Genomic DNA, 16,496 nt, shown 5'->3' on the forward strand with positions numbered 1-16,496 from the left:
TTTGAAGTTATTCGTGAGTAACCCGTATTAGAGGCTTGAAGAATGATGGACTCAACATCATGGCACACATCTTCAGCGATTGCAGCGAAAGGGACGGAATCGATCCGCAAGAAGCGACAGCGTTCGCCTTTGTCTCCGAATTTCAACCGCTATTTAAGAGCGACCGATCAAGAAATTTGGAGACAACAGCGATCGGCGGAACGATCCGTAACTGCAGCGGCTGCCTCGCTGGCGACGAGGGGATTTTCGAGTGTTGAGCCGAGAAATGGGGAGGATTCGCATGACATCACCGGCTGTATCGACCGCGGTGGAACTGGTAGACGCGCCGCTGCTGTACAAAGGCAAGGTGCGCGAGCTTTACGATTTGGGAGAGCATGTGCTGATCGTGGTCACCGACCGCATATCCGCTTTTGACTATGTGCTGGAGCCGCCGGTGCCCGAGAAGGGCAACGTGCTGAACAAGCTGAGCGCGTTCTGGTTCGAAATGACGAAGGACTTCATGGACAACCATGTTGTCCATACGGACGTCGAGCGCCTGGGCGCCGTGGCGAAGAACAAGGAGCTCTTGAAGGACCGGATCATGGTAGTCCGCAAAGCCGAGCGGATCGACATGGAATGCGTCGTGCGCGGTTATATTACCGGCGGCGGCTGGAGGCAGTACCAGGCGGGTGGTGAAGTGAACGGCATCAAGCTGCCGGAGGGCATCCGCAAGAACGAGGCGTTTCCGGAGCCGATCTTCACGCCGGCGGCCAAAAACGATGTCGGCCATGACGAGGACATCTCCATGGAGCGCATGCAGGAACTGATCGGCGAAGAGCTGGCGCTGGAGCTCCAGGAGAAAAGCCTGAAGCTGTACGACTTCGCGCGGCGGTACTGCGATGAGCGCGGCATCATTTTGGCGGACTGCAAGTTCGAATTCGGCGTACTGGACGGCAAGGTAATCCTGATCGACGAGATTTTTACGCCGGACTCCTCGCGGTTCTGGGCGAAGGAAAACTACGCGCTGGACATCGAGATCGACAGCATGGATAAGGAGCCGGTGCGATCCTACCTGGCCTCAACACCATGGGACAAGAACAGCCAGCCGGAGCCGCTGCCGCAGCCGGTGGTAGACGAAACGACCCGCAGATACGTGGATATTTACGAACGCCTGACGAAGCGCGTTTAAGATAGAAACCGCTATAGTAACGAACTTAGGTTTTAGACGATTTTTTAGCTAATGCAGGCCTGAAAAGGATTCACTCATTCACTCATTCCTAGAGGAGGAACTAGAAGAACATGATGAAAGCTACGGTCTATGTCACTATTAAGCAGGGCGTACTCGATCCGCAGGGGGTTGCGGTGCAGGGAGCGCTTCATTCGATGGGATTCGAGGAAGTGTCGAGCCTCCGCATCGGGAAATACATGGAGCTTCAGCTGGACACGAATGACCGTGCTGAGGCGGAACAACGCGTCAAAGCCATGTGTGAGAAGCTTCTGGCGAATACGGTGGTCGAGGATTACCGATACGAATTGGAGGGCTAACATCCATGAAATTTGCAGTTCTCGTCTTTCCCGGCTCCAACTGTGATATCGACTGCTACAAAGCGGTAGAGGAAACACTCGGGGAGCCTGTCGATTACGTCTGGCATACCGCAACAGACCTGTCCGCTTACGACTGCATTCTGGTTCCTGGCGGTTTCTCTTACGGCGACTACCTTCGCTGCGGGGCAATCTCGCGGTTTGCTCCAGTAATGAGTGAAGTTGCCAAGGCTGCAGAGCAAGGCAAGTACATTCTGGGCATTTGCAACGGATTCCAAATCCTGACGGAAGCGGGGCTGCTGCCAGGCGCGCTGCTGCGCAACACGTCCATGAAGTTCCGCTGCCATGATACCGTGCTGAAGGTGGCGAACAACCGCACGCCGTTTACGACCGACTTTAGCGAAAATGAAGAAATCGTCATTCCGATCGCCCACGGCGAAGGGAATTACTATTGTGATGAGGAGACGCTCACTCGTCTTCAGGAAAATAACCAAATCGTCTTTACCTACAGCAGCAATCCGAACGGCTCTGTCCTGGATATCGCCGGCATCTGCAATGAGCGCGGCAACGTCGTCGGCATGATGCCGCACCCGGAACGCGCAGTGAACTCCCTGCTCGGCTCCGAGGACGGCAAGCGTATGTTTACATCCATTTTGAAGGCTTGGAGGGATACCCATGGCGCAGCAAGTGTCCGCTAAGGAACCGACCGCAGCACAGATTGCGGAACAGAAAATCTATCAGCAGTTTGGGGTATCGGACAGTGAATACGAGCTGATCTGCTCCTTTATGGGGCGTCAGCCGAACTATACCGAAATCGGCGTGTTCAGCGTCATGTGGTCTGAGCACTGTGCCTACAAAAATTCGAAGCCGCTGCTGCGCCGCTTCCCGACCAGCGGCCCGCGGGTCCTGATGGGACCAGGCGAAGGCGCGGGGATCGTCGACATCGGCGACAACCAGGCGGTCGTGTTCAAAATCGAAAGCCATAACCACCCTTCCGCGGTAGAGCCTTACCAAGGCGCCGCGACCGGCGTGGGCGGCATCATCCGCGACATTTTCTCGATGGGCGCAAGACCAGTGGCGCTGCTCAACTCGCTGCGTTTCGGCAAGCTCGAAAGCGACCGCGTGAAGTATCTGTTTGAGCATGTTGTGGCCGGCATCGCCGGATACGGCAACTGCATCGGTATTCCGACGGTGGCCGGTGAAGTGATGTTCGACAACAGCTACGACGGCAATCCGCTGGTCAACGCGATGTGCGTCGGTCTGATCGACCACGACAAAATTCAGCGTGGCGTGGCTAAAGGCGTGGGCAACCCGGTCTTTTACGTAGGCCCTCCTACCGGCCGCGACGGCATTCACGGGGCGACGTTTGCTTCGGTTGAGCTCAGCGAAGAGTCGGAAGCGAAGAAGACGGCCGTTCAGGTCGGCGACCCGTTCATGGAGAAGTTGGTGATGGAGTCGACCCTGGAGCTGATCGATTCGGGGATCGTGCTCGGCATTCAGGACATGGGCGCAGCCGGCTTGACCTGCTCCAGCGCGGAGATGGCGAGCAAGGCGGGCAACGGCCTGGAGCTGTACCTCGACCAGGTGCCGCAGCGTGAAGAAGGCATGACGCCGTACGAAATGATGCTCTCCGAATCCCAGGAGCGCATGCTGTTCGTCGTCGAGCCGAAGGACGAAGCGCAGGCGATGGAAATTTTCGAGCGCTGGGGCGTCATCTGCGCCAAGGTCGGCAAAGTGACCGACGACGGACGCCTGAAGCTGTTCCACCATGGCGAGGTCGTTGGCGACATGCCGGTCAAGGCACTTGTTGACGAGTGCCCGGTGTACAACAAGCCGTCGAGCGTGCCTGCTTATTATGAAGCAAACGCCGGCGTCGATACGCTGCGCTATGAAGAAGTGAAAGACCTGGGCGGCGCCCTGAAGCAGGTTTTGGCTTCCCCGACAGTTGCCAGCAAAGCCTGGGTATACAATCAGTACGATTACATGGTCCGCACGAGCACGGCGGTCCGTCCGGGTTCCGATGCGGCTGTGGTTACCATCCAAGGCACGCGTAAAGGCCTCGCGATGACGACCGACTGCAACGGGCGGTACGTGTATCTCGATCCGGAAGTCGGCGGCCGCATCGCGGTCAGCGAAGCCGCGCGCAACATCGTCTGCTCCGGCGCCGAGCCGCTGGCGATCACGGACAACCTGAACTTTGGCAGTCCGGAGAAGCTGGATATTTTCTGGCAGATGGAGCGTGCTGTGGATGGCATGGCCGAAGCCTGCCGCGTGCTGGATACGCCGGTCATCGGCGGTAACGTCAGCCTGTACAATGAGAACGCCAGCGGAGCGATCTACCCGACGCCGGTCGTCGGCATGGTCGGTCTGGTGCATGATACGGATCATATTACGACACAAGGCTTTAAACAAGAAGGCGACGTCATCTTCCTGCTCGGCGACACGAAAGCGGAGCTGGGCGGCAGCGAGTTCCAATACGTCGTGCATGGGGCAACGGAAGGACGTCCTCCGGCGCTCGACCTGGATACGGAGAAAAAACTGCTGTCCTCCGTGCTTGGTGCGATCCAGCAAGGACTCGTACAGTCGGCGCATGACTTGTCCGAGGGCGGTCTTGCAGTAGCGCTGGCCGAGTCCTGCATCAGCGGTTCGCTGGGTGCCCAGGTACATGTCGAAACCGGCCTGCGTCCGGACGTAGCCCTGTTCAGCGAATCCCAATCCCGTATCCTGCTCTCGGCATCCCGGAACAAGGCAGAGCAGCTGAAAGCTTATATTGAAGGTCAAGGCGTGCCGGTTGCCGAAATCGGCATCGTGGAAGGTGACAGTCTGGTGGTTGACATCAACGGTGCTTCGGCCGTGAACGAAAGTGTAGGAGGCTTGAAGCAGGTCTGGGAGGATGCGATTCCATGTCTCATGAAGTAACACCGCAAACGCTGTGGACGGGAGACTACTATAACGAGGGCTCGGGCAAAGACGGGCTGTTCGACAAATTAAAAGAAGAATGCGGCGTGTTCGGGGTCTATGGACACCCGGACGCCGCTTCTTTGTCCTACTACGGGCTGCATGCCCTGCAACACCGTGGGGAAGAGAGCGCGGGGATGTGCGTCAGCGACCGCGAAGAGTTTCACTACCACCGCGGCATGGGTCTCGTCAAAGAGGTATTCGACAAAGACATGATGGCTTCCCTGACCGGGGACATCTCCATTGGGCACGTGCGCTATTCGACGAGCGGCGACAGCAAGCTGACGAACGCGCAGCCGCTGGTGTTCAAGTACCGTGACGGCGACCTGGCCGTGGCGACCAACGGCAACATCGTGAACGCCCCGCAAATCCGGCGCGAGCTGGAGGAAGGCGGATCGATTTTTCAGACGACGAGCGACACGGAGGTCATCGCGCATCTGATCGCACGTTCGTCGAAGGATCTCGTCTCCGCGGCCAAAGACGCGTTCAACCGCATCGTCGGAGGCTACGCGTTCCTGATCATGACGAACGACCGGCTGCTGGTCGCGTCGGATCCGCACGGGCTGCGGCCATTGACGATGGGCAAGCTCGGTGAGGCGTATATTTTCGCCTCCGAGACATGCGCGCTCGAGACGATCGGCGCGGAGCTGATCCGCGACATCGAGCCGGGCGAGCTGCTTATTCTCGACAAAGACGGCCTGCATGAAGACCGGTTCGAGGAGAAAAAGCACCGCAAATCGCTGTGTGCGATGGAATACATCTATTTTGCCCGCCCGGACAGCGACATGAACGGCTCGAACCAGCACGCCGCCCGCAAACGGATGGGCAGCCGGATGGCGATCGAATCGTTTGTCGACGCCGACATCGTGACCGGGGTACCGGATTCCAGTATTTCCGCGGCGATTGGTTACGCAGAGCAGACAGGAATCCCGTACGAGATGGGGCTCATCAAAAACAAATACACGGGCCGCACCTTTATCCAGCCGAGCCAGGAGCTGCGCGAGCAGGGCGTCAAGATGAAGCTCAGTGCCGTGCGGCGCGTGGTCGAAGGCCAGCGGGTCGTCATGATCGACGATTCGATCGTCCGCGGCACGACCTCCCGCCGGATCGTGAACCTGCTTCGCGACGCCGGGGCGGTGGAAGTGCATGTGCGGATTACGTCGCCGCCTTTTAAAAATCCGTGCTTTTACGGCATCGACACGCCGGACCGGCGCGAGCTGATTGCCTCAAGCAAGTCGGTGGAAGAAATCTGCCGGGAAATTAACGCCGATTCGCTGGCGTTCCTTAGCCCGGAGGGTCTGATCACCGCGATTGCAGGCAACAATGCGGATGATTACAAGGGCGGGCTGTGCCTGGCTTGTTTCGACAACGATTATCCGACGCATCTGGATTTTAACGGTGAAGAGAAGTTTGGCTGCAGCTGCTGATGGGCTTGGAATGCAGGGCGATTACGGATCGCGATGACATTGCCGGGCTGAAGGTTTGAGTAAGCTGTGCCTGTGGATCAATTCAGGATATGAATACTTTACCCGCTTAAAATAGAGGCGGAGCATCTGACAAAGGAGTGTCGTGGGAGTGTCTGAAGCTTATAAAAATGCCGGTGTGGATATCGCGGCCGGAAATGAAGCGGTAGAACGGATGAAGAAGCACGTGAAACGGACGTTTCGTCCGGAAGTGATGACGGATCTTGGCGGCTTTGGGGCTCTGTTCGGCCTGAACAAGGATAAATATGAGGAGCCTGTGCTCGTTTCCGGAACGGACGGGGTCGGCACCAAGCTGAAAATCGCCTTCACCATGGATCGCCATGACACGATTGGGATCGACGCGGTGGCCATGTGCGTCAACGACATCGTGGTGCAGGGGGCAGAGCCGCTGTTTTTCCTTGACTACTTGGCATGTGACAAGGTTGTGCCGGAGAAGATCGAAGCGATCGTGGCCGGCATCGCCGAGGGCTGCCATCAGTCCGGCTGCGCGCTGATCGGCGGCGAAACCGCCGAAATGCCCGGTATGTATGCTGAAGGCGAATACGATATCGCGGGCTTTACAGTCGGCGTTGTCGATAAAAGCAAAATCATCAACGGCTCGTCCATCGCCCCTGGAGATACGATCATCGGCATCGCATCGAGCGGCGTGCACAGCAACGGCTTCTCCCTGGTGCGCAAGCTCCTGCTTGAGCAGTCCGGCTACAGCCTTCACGATGAAATCCCTGAACTGGGCGGCAAGCTGGGCGACGTCCTGCTGACACCGACCAAAATCTATGTGAAGCCTCTGCTGGCTTTGCTGGAGAAGGTCAACGTGAAAGGCATGGCGCACATCACCGGCGGCGGCTTCATCGAGAACATTCCGCGCATGCTGCCTGCGAACGTCAACGTGGACATCCGTTACGGTTCCTGGCCGATCCTGCCGATCTTTGAGCTGATGCAGAGCAAGGGCAGTATTGCCAACCGCGATATGTTCACCACATTCAACATGGGTATCGGGCTTGTCCTTGTCGTCAGCGAAGGCGATGCGCAGCAGGCGCTGGAGCTGCTCAAGGCGAGCGGCGAGGAAGCGTACATCATCGGGTCGGTAACGCCGGGTGAGTCGGTTGTGACCTTTACGGGAGCCGATGTCTAATGAGCGGCTACCGGATTGCTGTGTTTGCTTCCGGAACGGGAAGCAACTTTCAGGCATTAGCCGAAGCGGCCGCTGAGGGAAGGCTCGGCGGCGCGACGGTGGATCTGCTCGTCTGCGACAAACCGGCGGCCCCTGTCGTCGGCCGGGCGGAGCGCCTCGGTATTCCCAAGCATCTGTTCGTTCCCAAACAGTACGGATCGCGCGAGGAGTATGAAGCGGAAATCGTCGCCAAGCTCGAGGAGCTGGACATCGACCTGGTCGTGCTGGCAGGGTACATGCGTCTGCTGACTTCCGTGATCGTCGACAAATATGCGGGGCGCCTGATCAACATTCATCCGTCACTGCTCCCGGCATTTCCCGGGACAAACGCGATCGGGCAAGCGCTGGACTATGGCGTCAAGCTGAGCGGCGTAACCGTGCATTTTGTGGATGGCGGCATGGATACCGGACCGATTATCGCCCAGCGGGCGATCGAGGTGGCCGAGCATGAGACGGAGGAGTCTTTTGCGCAGGCGGTGCATGCTGTGGAACAGGAGCTGTACCCGCAGGTCGTTGCTCTTTTTGCCCAGGGTAGAGTGAAGCTGGAGGGCCGGAAAGTTACGCTGCTTAAGGGATGATGCCTTGATGTGGTTGGAATGGTAACAACACAAAGATATAGAGATAGGGTAAGGGGATAAGGGACAACTGCCGCGGTTCCGACACGAATGGCGGCGGCTGTCAGCGGCTTTTTCGTATAATATAAGTTGAATTAAAAGAATAGGATGCAGGGCAAGGGAGTAAAACGATTCTGAAGAAGCGAAGCGTTCGCATTTGGCTTTCGGATTTCTCCATTAGGTTGGATCCATTAATCAAGAAATACGAAAACAAGAGCGATCGTAGGAACTTTTTACGTACTTGCCCCTATCATCCATTTCAGTAGTTCAACTTATAAGAAATGATAAATTTCGGTGTTTCCGCAAAGACCTCGGCCGATATCGAGCAAAATGTGCGCTTTGTGGAGGGATTTGACGGTTTTGTCGGCTCGGCCCGCTTCCGGCGGATGCCGGGGAATCTTTTCGATATTTCTCGGGAAATAAATGAGCTTCGAGCGAAAGTTATCGTTTTTACACATAAAGGAGGAGCATATCGTGAGTATTAAAAGAGCGCTGGTCAGCGTATCGGATAAGAAGGGCATCGTGGATTTTTGCCGCGAGCTGTCTGCATTGGGCGTGGAGATCATTTCGACAGGGGGCACCAAAAGCCTGCTGGCACAGGAAGGCGTGCCGGTCATCGGCATTTCCGAAGTAACCGGGTTCCCGGAAATTTTGGATGGACGCGTCAAGACGCTGCATCCGGCGGTACACAGCGGCCTTCTGGCTGTCCGTGACAGCGAAGAGCATCAGCAGCAGATGAAAGAGCTGGGCCTGGACTACATTGATCTGGTGGTCGTAAACCTGTATCCGTTCCAGGAGACGATTGCCAAACCGGACGTTACGTATGAAGATGCGATCGAAAATATCGACATCGGCGGACCGACCATGCTTCGTTCGGCAGCCAAAAATCATGCGTTTGTCAGCGTAGTTGTCGATTCGGCCGACTACGGCACCGTGCTTGCGGAAATCCGCGAGAACGGAGATACGACGCTGGAGACGCGCAAACGGCTTGCAGCCAAAGTTTTCCGCCACACCGGCGCATACGATGCCCTCATTTCCGATTATTTGTCGAACGTCACAGGCGATCCTCTTCCTGAGCGTTTGACGGTCACTTACGAGAAGATCCAAGACCTTCGCTATGGCGAGAATCCGCACCAGAAAGCGGCGTTCTACCGCAAACCGCTCGCTCCATCCGGTACCATCACAACCGCCGAGCAGCTGCACGGCAAGGAATTGTCGTACAACAACATCAACGACGCCAACGCGGCGCTGCAGATCGTCAAAGAATTCGACGAACCGGCTGTCGTGGCGGTCAAGCATATGAACCCTTGCGGCGTAGGCACAGGCGAAAGCATTTTGGAGGCTTATAAAAAAGCCTACAGCGCGGACCCGACCTCCATTTTCGGCGGCATTGTCGCGGCTAACCGCATTATCGACAGCGACACCGCGGCGCTGCTCAGCGAAATTTTCCTGGAAATCGTGCTGGCACCGGGCTTCACCGATGAGGCACTCGAAATTTTGACGAAGAAGAAGAACATCCGTCTGCTGAAAATGGGCGAATTCGGCTCCGCCAAGGAACGGGCCAGCCAATTTGTCGTGACGTCGATCGACGGTGGCATGATCGTACAGGAAAGCGACGTGCATTCGCTGGACGAAGCCGATCTGAAAGTCGTAACCGATCGTGCGCCTAGCGAAGAGGAGCTGAAGCAGCTGCTGTTCGGCTGGAAAGTCGTCAAGCACGTGAAGTCGAACGCGATCGTACTGGCCGCGGACAACATGACCGTTGGCGTGGGTGCGGGTCAGATGAACCGCGTCGGCTCCGCCAAAATCGCCATTGAGCAGGCGGGCGACAAAGCCAAGGGAGCGGTGCTCGCTTCCGATGCGTTTTTCCCGATGGGCGATACGTTGGAGCTGGCGGCCAAAGCCGGGATTACCGCGGTCATTCAGCCTGGCGGCTCCATTAAGGACGAGGAGTCCATTAAAGTCGCCAACGAATACGGCATTGCGATGGTATTTACGGGCGTAAGACATTTTAAACACTAAGACGGGAACTCGCCGTTCTGGCTAGGGAAAATCATTACCGTCATATGTAAAGTCATTGCCGCTATGCACTGAAAAGTGAAAAAGGCTGAGATAGCCGCGTTTAAGAGGTTTGGGAGAGAGTTAGAGAAGGGTGACTGCAGCCGGGCTGTGGTCGGAAAGTCACCCCTAGCAGCTGCTTCCCGTCATCAAAATCTCCACTGAACGCGGCTGTCTGCTATAAAGGGTGCCGACACCGTAATCTTGGCGGTAAGATGACGCGAATGTTATAGGCTTCTAATGAAAATTAACGTGTATAAACGAAGAAACGGGAGGCGGACATGGATATTTTGGTGATTGGCGGCGGGGGCCGCGAGCATGCCATCGTATGGGCGCTGCATAAGAGCCCGAAGGCGGGGCTGATCTACTGTGCCCCGGGAAATGCGGGGATCGGGCAGATCGCCGAATGCGTGCCGATTCAGGTCAATGAATTCGACAAGCTGACAGACTTTGCTTTGACGAAAGAAGTGGGATTGGTCGTCGTCGGACCGGACGATCCGCTGGCGGACGGCATCGTGGATGCTTTTGAGGCGAAAAATATTCCGGTATTCGGACCAAACCGCAAGGCGGCTGAAATCGAGGGCAGCAAAACGTTCATGAAGGACCTGCTGCATAAATATAACATTCCTACGGCGGCTTACCGCAAATTCGACAATTACGAAGAAGCATCCGCTTATTTGCAGTCGCAGCAGGCACCGATCGTCATTAAGGCGGACGGACTTGCCGCAGGAAAAGGCGTCACCGTGGCGTTTACGATGGAGGAAGCGGAAAAAGCGCTCCACGACATCATGGTCGCCAAAGTATTCGGCGAATCCGGCGCTCAGGTCGTCATCGAGCAGTTTCTGCAGGGGCAGGAAATGTCGATTTTATCCTTTGTCGACGGCGAGACAGTGCGGCCGATGGCAGCTGCGCAGGACCATAAGCCGGTGTTTGACGGGGACAAGGGTCCGAACACAGGCGGCATGGGCACCTATTCGCCGCTGCCGCATGTGGATCCGGCGATTGTTGAAGCCGCTGTCGAAAATATCATCAAGCCGACCGCCAAAGCGATGGTGGCCGAAGGCCGGCCGTTCCGCGGCGTGCTCTTCGCCGGGCTGATGATCCAGCCGGACGGTACGCCGACCACGATCGAGTTCAATGCCCGCTTCGGCGACCCGGAGACCCAGGTCGTGCTGCCGCGGCTGAAGACGGATCTGCTCGACATTTTCCTCGCGGTTGTGAACGGTACACTGGCGGACATCGACATCGAGTGGAGCGATGAGGCCGCTGTGTGCGTCGTGCTCGCTTCGGGCGGCTATCCCGCTTCGTATCCGAAGGGACTGCCGATCCAGGGGCTGGATCAGGTCGATGCGGCAGACGCCCTCGTGTTCCACGCAGGAACCTCCACAAACGAGCAGAGCGAGATCGTTACCAGCGGCGGCCGTGTACTGGGCGTCGTCGGCCTGGGTGCCGACATCGCTGAAGCCCGCGCGAAGGCATACGCGCAGGCCGAGAAGATTACCTTCGAGGGCAAGCAAAACCGCACGGACATCGCCGCCAAGGCGTTGGTGAAGAGCGGGAAATAAAGATGTTTCGCTAGAGATGCTTCCCTAGGGATGTTGCCCGGTACATTTTGTCGGGTCTGAGATAGAGGGCGTTCCGAGGTCGACACACGACCGAAGGGGCGCCTTTTGTTGTTCAGCACATCACTCTTCAAATACCCCCTTGCCAAAAATCTCAATATCATATATTATGTATTTATAAATCTTAAAATTAAAATAAATTCAGATCAGGTTTGGCAAGTCGTAATGCAATGAGAGGTTTAAAATTCAGAGAGCACAGAGGAGGTTTCAAACCATGCTGCAGACGACAGGGATCCATCACATTACCGCATTCGTGAACAACGCTCAGGACAACGTTGATTTTTACGCAGGGGTGCTCGGGCTTCGACTGGTCAAAAAGACGATCAACTTCGATGCACCAAACGTGTACCATCTGTACTTTGGCAACGAGCACGGCAGTCCGGGGACGATTATTACGTTTTTTCCGAGGGACAATAGCCGAACAGGCACCATTGGCGGCGGACAGGTGAAAACGACGGTGTATGCCGTTCCTCCGGGAAGCCTGGATTTCTGGATGCAGCGTCTGAGCTCTTTGGATTTGGCGTACGGCAAGACAGAAAGATTCGGAGAAACGTACATTCAATTCAAAGATCCTTCCGGTCTGCAGATTGAATTGGTGGAGCGGGCCGAGGGGGCGCCAAGCCGCTGGTCCTTCAGCGGGGTTCCATTGGACCATGCCATTAAGGGATTTGGCGGCGCCGTTTTGGGAAGCAATAACCCTGAGCAGACGATGCTGGTTCTGGAAGAAATCCTCGGACTGGCCAAAATCGGCGAAGACCAAGGCCAGGTCCGTTACCGCAGCACCGGCGATATCGGCAATATCATCGACGTGAATATCGGTCAGGAAGAGCGGGGGACCGCCGGTGCTGGTACAGTGCATCATATCGCCTGGCGTGCCAAGGATTTTGCCGATCATGAGGCATGGAGAAGTCTGGTGGAGGAAGCCGGTCTTCGTCCGACGCAGATCGTCGACCGTCAGTATTTTAATGCGGTGTATTTCCGCGAGCCGGGCGGGATTTTGTTTGAGATCGCCACAGATCCGCCAGGGTTTGCAAGAGATGAGCCGGAAGAAGAAATGGGGACACATCTCATGCTGCCCGAGTGGTATGAGCCGCAGCGTGAAGTGATAGAACAACTTTTGCCGGACATTCAGGTCCGTGCGTTGGGAGGCGTACAATGATGAGTATGAAGCATATTTTTGTTCAAGGAAGTCGGCCGGAGGCACCCGTATTGGTTCTTCTTCACGGAACGGGTGGGAATGAGCGGGATTTGCTCCCGATCGCAGACATGATAGCACCAGGGGCATCCGTGCTTGGCGTGCGGGGAAACGTTCTGGAGCATGGCATGCCGCGTTTCTTCCGGAGACTGGCCGAAGGGGTGTTCGACGAGGAAGATTTGATTGCGCGGACGCATGAGCTGAAGGCCTTTTTGGATGAGGCGGCCGCACAGTATTCCATCGACCGGAACCGGATGGTGGCTGTCGGCTTCTCCAACGGCGCCAACATTGCCGCGAGCCTGCTGTTCCATTACAGCGATGCCCTGCAGGGCGCAGTTCTGCTGCATCCGATGGTTCCGCTGCGCGGAAAGGAACTGCCTGATCTAACCGGCGTTCCGGTATTTATCGGGGCAGGAACGAATGACCCAATCTGCTCCATCAGCGAAACCGAGGAGCTCCATTCCCTGCTGTCTGACGCCGGTGCGGATTCCGAGCTGCATTGGGCAAATTACGGACACCAGCTGAGCAAGCTGGAGATTGATGCGGCGACCGCCTGGTTTGAGCGTCATTTTAACAGTAAAGTATAATAGTTTGATCGAACATAAGGAAAAGGCTGCTTGGGACTCATCCCGGCAGCCTTTTTTTGTTGCGTTGGAATTCCGTTCTCTTTACTCCTCCGGAAACTCCCAAGCGGGATTCCAGACGATTTCCCACAGGTGCCCGTCGGGGTCCTGAAAATAACCGGAGTACCCTCCCCAGAACGTGTCGTGCGCGGGTGAGGTGATGGTAGCTCCCGCCTGACGCGCCTGTTCCATCACTTGATCGACCTCTTCCTTGCTGGTCACGTTGTGGCCGATCGTAAACTCCGCGCTGCTGGGGGCCGTGCGCTCGATGTTGGCATCGTGGACGAGGTCGTCCCTTTTCCAGACAGCCAGCTTCACGCCTGCCTGAAGGTCAAAGAACGCGACCGCGCCGTGCTCGAACTCTGTTCCAATAATGCCTTCCGTAGGCAGCCCCAGGCCATCCCGGTAAAAGGCCAGTGCCCTTTCCAAGTCGTCTACTCCCAGGGTCAAAACGGATATACTTGGCTTCATCGTGTTACGTCCTCCTTCTTGGATTAAAGTGTGTGCTATGTCTTCTGCTTGTACTTTTGATTATAGCAATGTATTGGTGACAGCTTGATTGTCATCATTAAGGAATAATTTGACTTCATTTCTGGCATGATATGAGAACCGATCATCGTACACAAGAGGTGAGAAACTATGAAGGGAACCGCACTGGATATCCTCAAACAGCAGCTGAAGGATTCCCCTGATCTGGTTTGCCAGCCATTTCTCATTGACGGTAGAACTTGTACGTTATTTTATATACCTTCCATTGTAGACCAAGCGATGATTCAAAAGAACATCGCCCGTTTTTTGCTGGCCGAAAGCCGGACAGGGAGTTGGGATGCTTTTCGCCGTAACCTGCAGCAAGGAACCGCTTTTCCGGTCGTCTATCATGCCATTTCCGACCCAGAAGAGGCCCCCGTCCTGATCGTACAAGGGAAGGCCGTCCTGCATGTGGATCAAACGGACGATTTTTACTATTTTGACACTGTACAGTACCAGAAAAGATCGATTGCGGAATCGCAAAATGAGTTGGTCGTTACGGGTCCGCAAGAAGCTTTTATCGAGGATATCCAAAGCAACCTGTCTTTACTGCGCCATAAGATCCGGCATCCGAAGCTGAAGCTGAAGGAATATACCGTCGGCGACTATACCAACACGTTGGTTTATGTGGTTTATATCGAGGGAATGCCCAAAAACGAAGTGTTAGCCGAAATCGACAGCAAGCTGAAAAGCCTATCCATCGATGGGATTTTCGGCATTGGTTATGTAGTGGAACATTTCAAGGAAAGCTCCACGCCGTTTCCGATATTTCAATATACGGAGCGGCCTGATGCCGTTGCAGCCTCTTTGCTCGAAGGGCGCGTCTGCATTTTGATGGATGGGGCACCCAATGCTGTGATCGCTCCGGTCACCTTGTTTTCGTTATTGCAGGCCTCGGAGGATTATTTTCAGAGTCCCTTTGCAGCCAGCTGGATTCGCATGGTCCGGTTCGCTTTCTCGATGTTGTCGATCTTATTGCCTTCATTATACGTAGCGATTACGACGTTTCACCCTCAAGTCCTGCCGGCTCATCTGTGATTACGATCGCATCCGCCCGTGAACGCATCCCGTTCTCGGCATTAACGGAAGCGCTGCTTATGGAGCTGACCTTTGAAGCGCTGCGGGAGGCGGGCATGAGAATTCCGAAGCCTGTCGGCCAGACGGTCTCGATCATCGGGGGGATCGTCATTGGCCAAGCCGCCGTTCAGGCAGGCATCGTCTCCGCTCCCATGGTCATCGTCGTTTCGATCACCGGGGTGGCATCGTATATCATTCCCCATCTGGAGCTGGGGCTTATTTTTCGGATGCTCCGTTTCCCGTTTCTCATTTTGGGCGGTTCGATGGGGCTGATCGGAATATTCGCAGGTACTTTTGTTCTGTACGCGCATCTGGTGCACTTAAGGTCCTTCGGGGCCCCGTATTTGCAGCCGGTCGCTCCGCTCGTCCTGTCCGATTGGAAAGACACGCTGTTGCGGCTGTCATCACCTTTGATGAACAAACGCAGCAGCGCCTTTTCGAGAATCCGGCATCGGAGGAGATAATCCATTTCTATGAAAACGATACTTCTGAAAATTGGGCTGATGGTCATCATATTGTGCAGCGTCACTGGATGCTGGTCCAAAGTCGAGCTGGATCAGCGTATTTTCGTAAACGGGGTGTTTATCGATGTCGGCGAAGAACCCGGAACGGTGAAGGTCTCGATCAGCACGCCTCTGACCAACCGCCTGGATTCGGACCAGTTAAGCGGCGGGGGAGGCGGCAAGGATAAGCCCTACTCCTTGATCACCAAGCAATCCACGAGCATCTGCAAGGCGCTGGAATATATCCACAAAGATTTGTCACGCCAGCTCAGCCTATCCGAAATCAAAGTCGTGATGATCAGCGAGCAATACGGCGAGCAGGGCATCGGCGATCTTCTGGAATGGATCAAGAGGGAACCCGATGTCCCGATCGGGGCATACTTGTTGGTTGCTTCCGGTAAGCTGGATGATGCCGCACACCTGACGCCGATTTTTGAACAGCTGCCCACCACGGTGCTGCTAAGCTTCGCCACCCAAGGTTATATGCTGAATACGACCATCAAGGACTGTCTCGTCGCGGACGCGGCAGGCTTGGGATACGCCGCCACCTTATTGCAGAACGACAAGATCCATTCCGCCGCCGATGCTCATAAAAGCGAAACGTGGACGGGAATCAAAGGGGCGGCTTTGTTTCAGCAAGGCCGATTGAAAGGCACGCTCCCCTATGAAGAAGCCAAAACAATCGCCTGGGCCCATGGGCATCTCAAATTTCCGATTTATTCCATTCAATGGGATCACGGCAAGAGCAAAGCGGATCTTAAATTCACTTATACGAACGGTAAAACTTCGGTCAAAATGACCCAAACGGCCCGGTTTTCACCGTTCATCTCAAAGGCAGGGCCAGCATCATAGCCAAAAAGGACGCTTCTCACCGCTTCGTGAAGGACATCAGCGGAACCATCATGAACCAAATGAGAGAAACCGTCTCCGAAGACTTCAGGAAGAGCATTGCCTACTCTCAACAAATCGGAGCCGATGTGCTTCAGCTCGGGTTTCTCCTGGAGTGGAACGCCCCGCAGTACTGGCAGCAGGTGAAGGGCAAATGGCCGGAACACTATAAGAAGGATGCCGAGGTACGCGTAGTTACCAAGTTGAGCCTGGACGATTACGGGAAAGAATATTGAGAAGGGGAGCGAGGCGAA

General features: G+C 55.7%; 15 protein-coding genes and 1 pseudogene. 15 read left to right on the forward strand and 1 reads right to left on the reverse strand.

The window, feature by feature from the left end; translation table 11 throughout:
* The first annotated feature begins 59 nt into the window (after positions 1–59).
* From IAE55_RS11490 to IAE55_RS11545, 12 genes are all read left to right on the forward strand, one after another.
* Entirely contained in the window at positions 60–257 is a 198-nt protein-coding gene (locus tag IAE55_RS11490) for a hypothetical protein (RefSeq protein ID WP_200632210.1), read from the forward strand.
* Positions 258–280: 23 nt separating this feature from the next.
* Positions 281–1,168, forward strand: a complete 888-nt coding sequence (locus IAE55_RS11495; protein WP_200632212.1) for a phosphoribosylaminoimidazolesuccinocarboxamide synthase — start codon at positions 281–283, stop codon at positions 1,166–1,168.
* 110 nt (positions 1,169–1,278) lie between these two features.
* Positions 1,279–1,524 carry a phosphoribosylformylglycinamidine synthase subunit PurS gene (gene purS / locus IAE55_RS11500; RefSeq protein ID WP_076176812.1) on the forward strand — a complete coding sequence of 82 codons (246 nt, stop codon included), beginning with the start codon at positions 1,279–1,281 and terminating at the stop codon, positions 1,522–1,524.
* 5 nt (positions 1,525–1,529) lie between these two features.
* A complete protein-coding gene (gene purQ, locus IAE55_RS11505; protein ID WP_200632213.1) occupies positions 1,530–2,219 on the forward strand; it encodes a phosphoribosylformylglycinamidine synthase subunit PurQ in 690 nt (229 codons plus the stop codon).
* Positions 2,197–4,440 (forward strand): phosphoribosylformylglycinamidine synthase subunit PurL, encoded by a 2,244-nt coding sequence (purL, locus tag IAE55_RS11510; RefSeq protein WP_200632214.1) that lies wholly within the window; start codon positions 2,197–2,199, stop codon positions 4,438–4,440. The genes purQ and purL overlap by 23 nt, the downstream gene beginning before the upstream one ends.
* On the forward strand, positions 4,425–5,906 hold the full coding sequence (purF, locus tag IAE55_RS11515) for an amidophosphoribosyltransferase (protein ID WP_105442469.1): 1,482 nt from the start codon (positions 4,425–4,427) through the stop codon (positions 5,904–5,906). Before purL ends, purF begins: the two co-directional genes overlap by 16 nt.
* Positions 5,907–6,054: 148 nt before the next feature.
* Entirely contained in the window at positions 6,055–7,095 is a 1,041-nt protein-coding gene (gene purM / locus IAE55_RS11520) for a phosphoribosylformylglycinamidine cyclo-ligase (RefSeq protein WP_200632215.1), read from the forward strand.
* Positions 7,095–7,712, forward strand: coding sequence for a phosphoribosylglycinamide formyltransferase (gene purN, locus IAE55_RS11525; RefSeq protein WP_200632216.1), 618 nt, complete (start codon positions 7,095–7,097; stop codon positions 7,710–7,712). Before purM ends, purN begins: the two co-directional genes overlap by 1 nt.
* 510 nt (positions 7,713–8,222) lie before the next feature.
* Complete coding sequence (gene purH / locus IAE55_RS11530; protein WP_116233584.1) at positions 8,223–9,770, forward strand: bifunctional phosphoribosylaminoimidazolecarboxamide formyltransferase/IMP cyclohydrolase; 1,548 nt, start codon at positions 8,223–8,225, stop codon at positions 9,768–9,770.
* 317 nt (positions 9,771–10,087) lie between these two features.
* Positions 10,088–11,371: a phosphoribosylamine--glycine ligase gene (purD, locus tag IAE55_RS11535; protein WP_200632219.1), complete on the forward strand. Its 1,284-nt coding sequence runs from the start codon at positions 10,088–10,090 to the stop codon at positions 11,369–11,371.
* Between the two features lie 271 nt (positions 11,372–11,642).
* Positions 11,643–12,587 carry a ring-cleaving dioxygenase gene (locus IAE55_RS11540; protein WP_200632221.1) on the forward strand — a complete coding sequence of 315 codons (945 nt, stop codon included), beginning with the start codon at positions 11,643–11,645 and terminating at the stop codon, positions 12,585–12,587.
* Positions 12,587–13,210, forward strand: a complete 624-nt coding sequence (locus IAE55_RS11545; RefSeq protein WP_145164696.1) for an alpha/beta hydrolase — start codon at positions 12,587–12,589, stop codon at positions 13,208–13,210. Before IAE55_RS11540 ends, IAE55_RS11545 begins: the two co-directional genes overlap by 1 nt.
* A gap of 81 nt (positions 13,211–13,291) precedes the next feature.
* Here the strand turns inward: IAE55_RS11545 and IAE55_RS11550 are convergent, their stop codons facing one another.
* The gene (locus tag IAE55_RS11550) at positions 13,292–13,717 is read right to left on the reverse strand and encodes a VOC family protein (protein ID WP_105442477.1); all 426 of its coding nucleotides are present in this window, start codon (positions 13,715–13,717) and stop codon (positions 13,292–13,294) included.
* A gap of 168 nt (positions 13,718–13,885) precedes the next feature.
* Between IAE55_RS11550 and IAE55_RS11555 the strand changes: the two are divergent.
* From IAE55_RS11555 to IAE55_RS34250, 3 genes and pseudogenes are all read left to right on the forward strand, one after another.
* Positions 13,886–15,315: pseudogene (locus tag IAE55_RS11555) on the forward strand (spore germination protein).
* Positions 15,316–15,324: 9 nt separating this feature from the next.
* Positions 15,325–16,206 carry a Ger(x)C family spore germination protein gene (locus IAE55_RS34245; RefSeq protein WP_200632223.1) on the forward strand — a complete coding sequence of 294 codons (882 nt, stop codon included), beginning with the start codon at positions 15,325–15,327 and terminating at the stop codon, positions 16,204–16,206.
* Entirely contained in the window at positions 16,203–16,478 is a 276-nt protein-coding gene (locus tag IAE55_RS34250) for a Ger(x)C family spore germination C-terminal domain-containing protein (RefSeq protein ID WP_325168637.1), read from the forward strand. The genes IAE55_RS34245 and IAE55_RS34250 overlap by 4 nt, the downstream gene beginning before the upstream one ends.
* The last annotated feature ends 18 nt before the right edge of the window (positions 16,479–16,496 follow it).

The sequence above is a fragment of the Paenibacillus sp. S28 genome (genome assembly GCF_016624415.1).
GTDB lineage: Bacteria > Bacillota > Bacilli > Paenibacillales > Paenibacillaceae > Paenibacillus_AQ > Paenibacillus_AQ favisporus.

Excerpts from the sequence above, each read along its gene's own strand:
- IAE55_RS11490 (WP_200632210.1), top strand. The coding sequence starts at position 60 with ATGGCACACATCTTCAGCGATTGCAGCGAAAGGGACGGAATCGATCCG.
- IAE55_RS11495 (WP_200632212.1), top strand. The coding sequence starts at position 281 with ATGACATCACCGGCTGTATCGACCGCGGTGGAACTGGTAGACGCGCCG.
- purS (WP_076176812.1), top strand. The coding sequence starts at position 1,279 with ATGATGAAAGCTACGGTCTATGTCACTATTAAGCAGGGCGTACTCGAT.
- purQ (WP_200632213.1), top strand. The coding sequence starts at position 1,530 with ATGAAATTTGCAGTTCTCGTCTTTCCCGGCTCCAACTGTGATATCGAC.
- purL (WP_200632214.1), top strand. The coding sequence starts at position 2,197 with ATGGCGCAGCAAGTGTCCGCTAAGGAACCGACCGCAGCACAGATTGCG.
- purF (WP_105442469.1), top strand. The coding sequence starts at position 4,425 with ATGTCTCATGAAGTAACACCGCAAACGCTGTGGACGGGAGACTACTAT.
- purN (WP_200632216.1), top strand. The coding sequence starts at position 7,095 with ATGAGCGGCTACCGGATTGCTGTGTTTGCTTCCGGAACGGGAAGCAAC.
- purD (WP_200632219.1), top strand. The coding sequence starts at position 10,088 with ATGGATATTTTGGTGATTGGCGGCGGGGGCCGCGAGCATGCCATCGTA.
- IAE55_RS11540 (WP_200632221.1), top strand. The coding sequence starts at position 11,643 with ATGCTGCAGACGACAGGGATCCATCACATTACCGCATTCGTGAACAAC.
- IAE55_RS11545 (WP_145164696.1), top strand. The coding sequence starts at position 12,587 with ATGAGTATGAAGCATATTTTTGTTCAAGGAAGTCGGCCGGAGGCACCC.
- IAE55_RS11550 (WP_105442477.1), bottom strand. The coding sequence starts at position 13,717 with ATGAAGCCAAGTATATCCGTTTTGACCCTGGGAGTAGACGACTTGGAA.
- IAE55_RS34245 (WP_200632223.1), top strand. The coding sequence starts at position 15,325 with ATGAAAACGATACTTCTGAAAATTGGGCTGATGGTCATCATATTGTGC.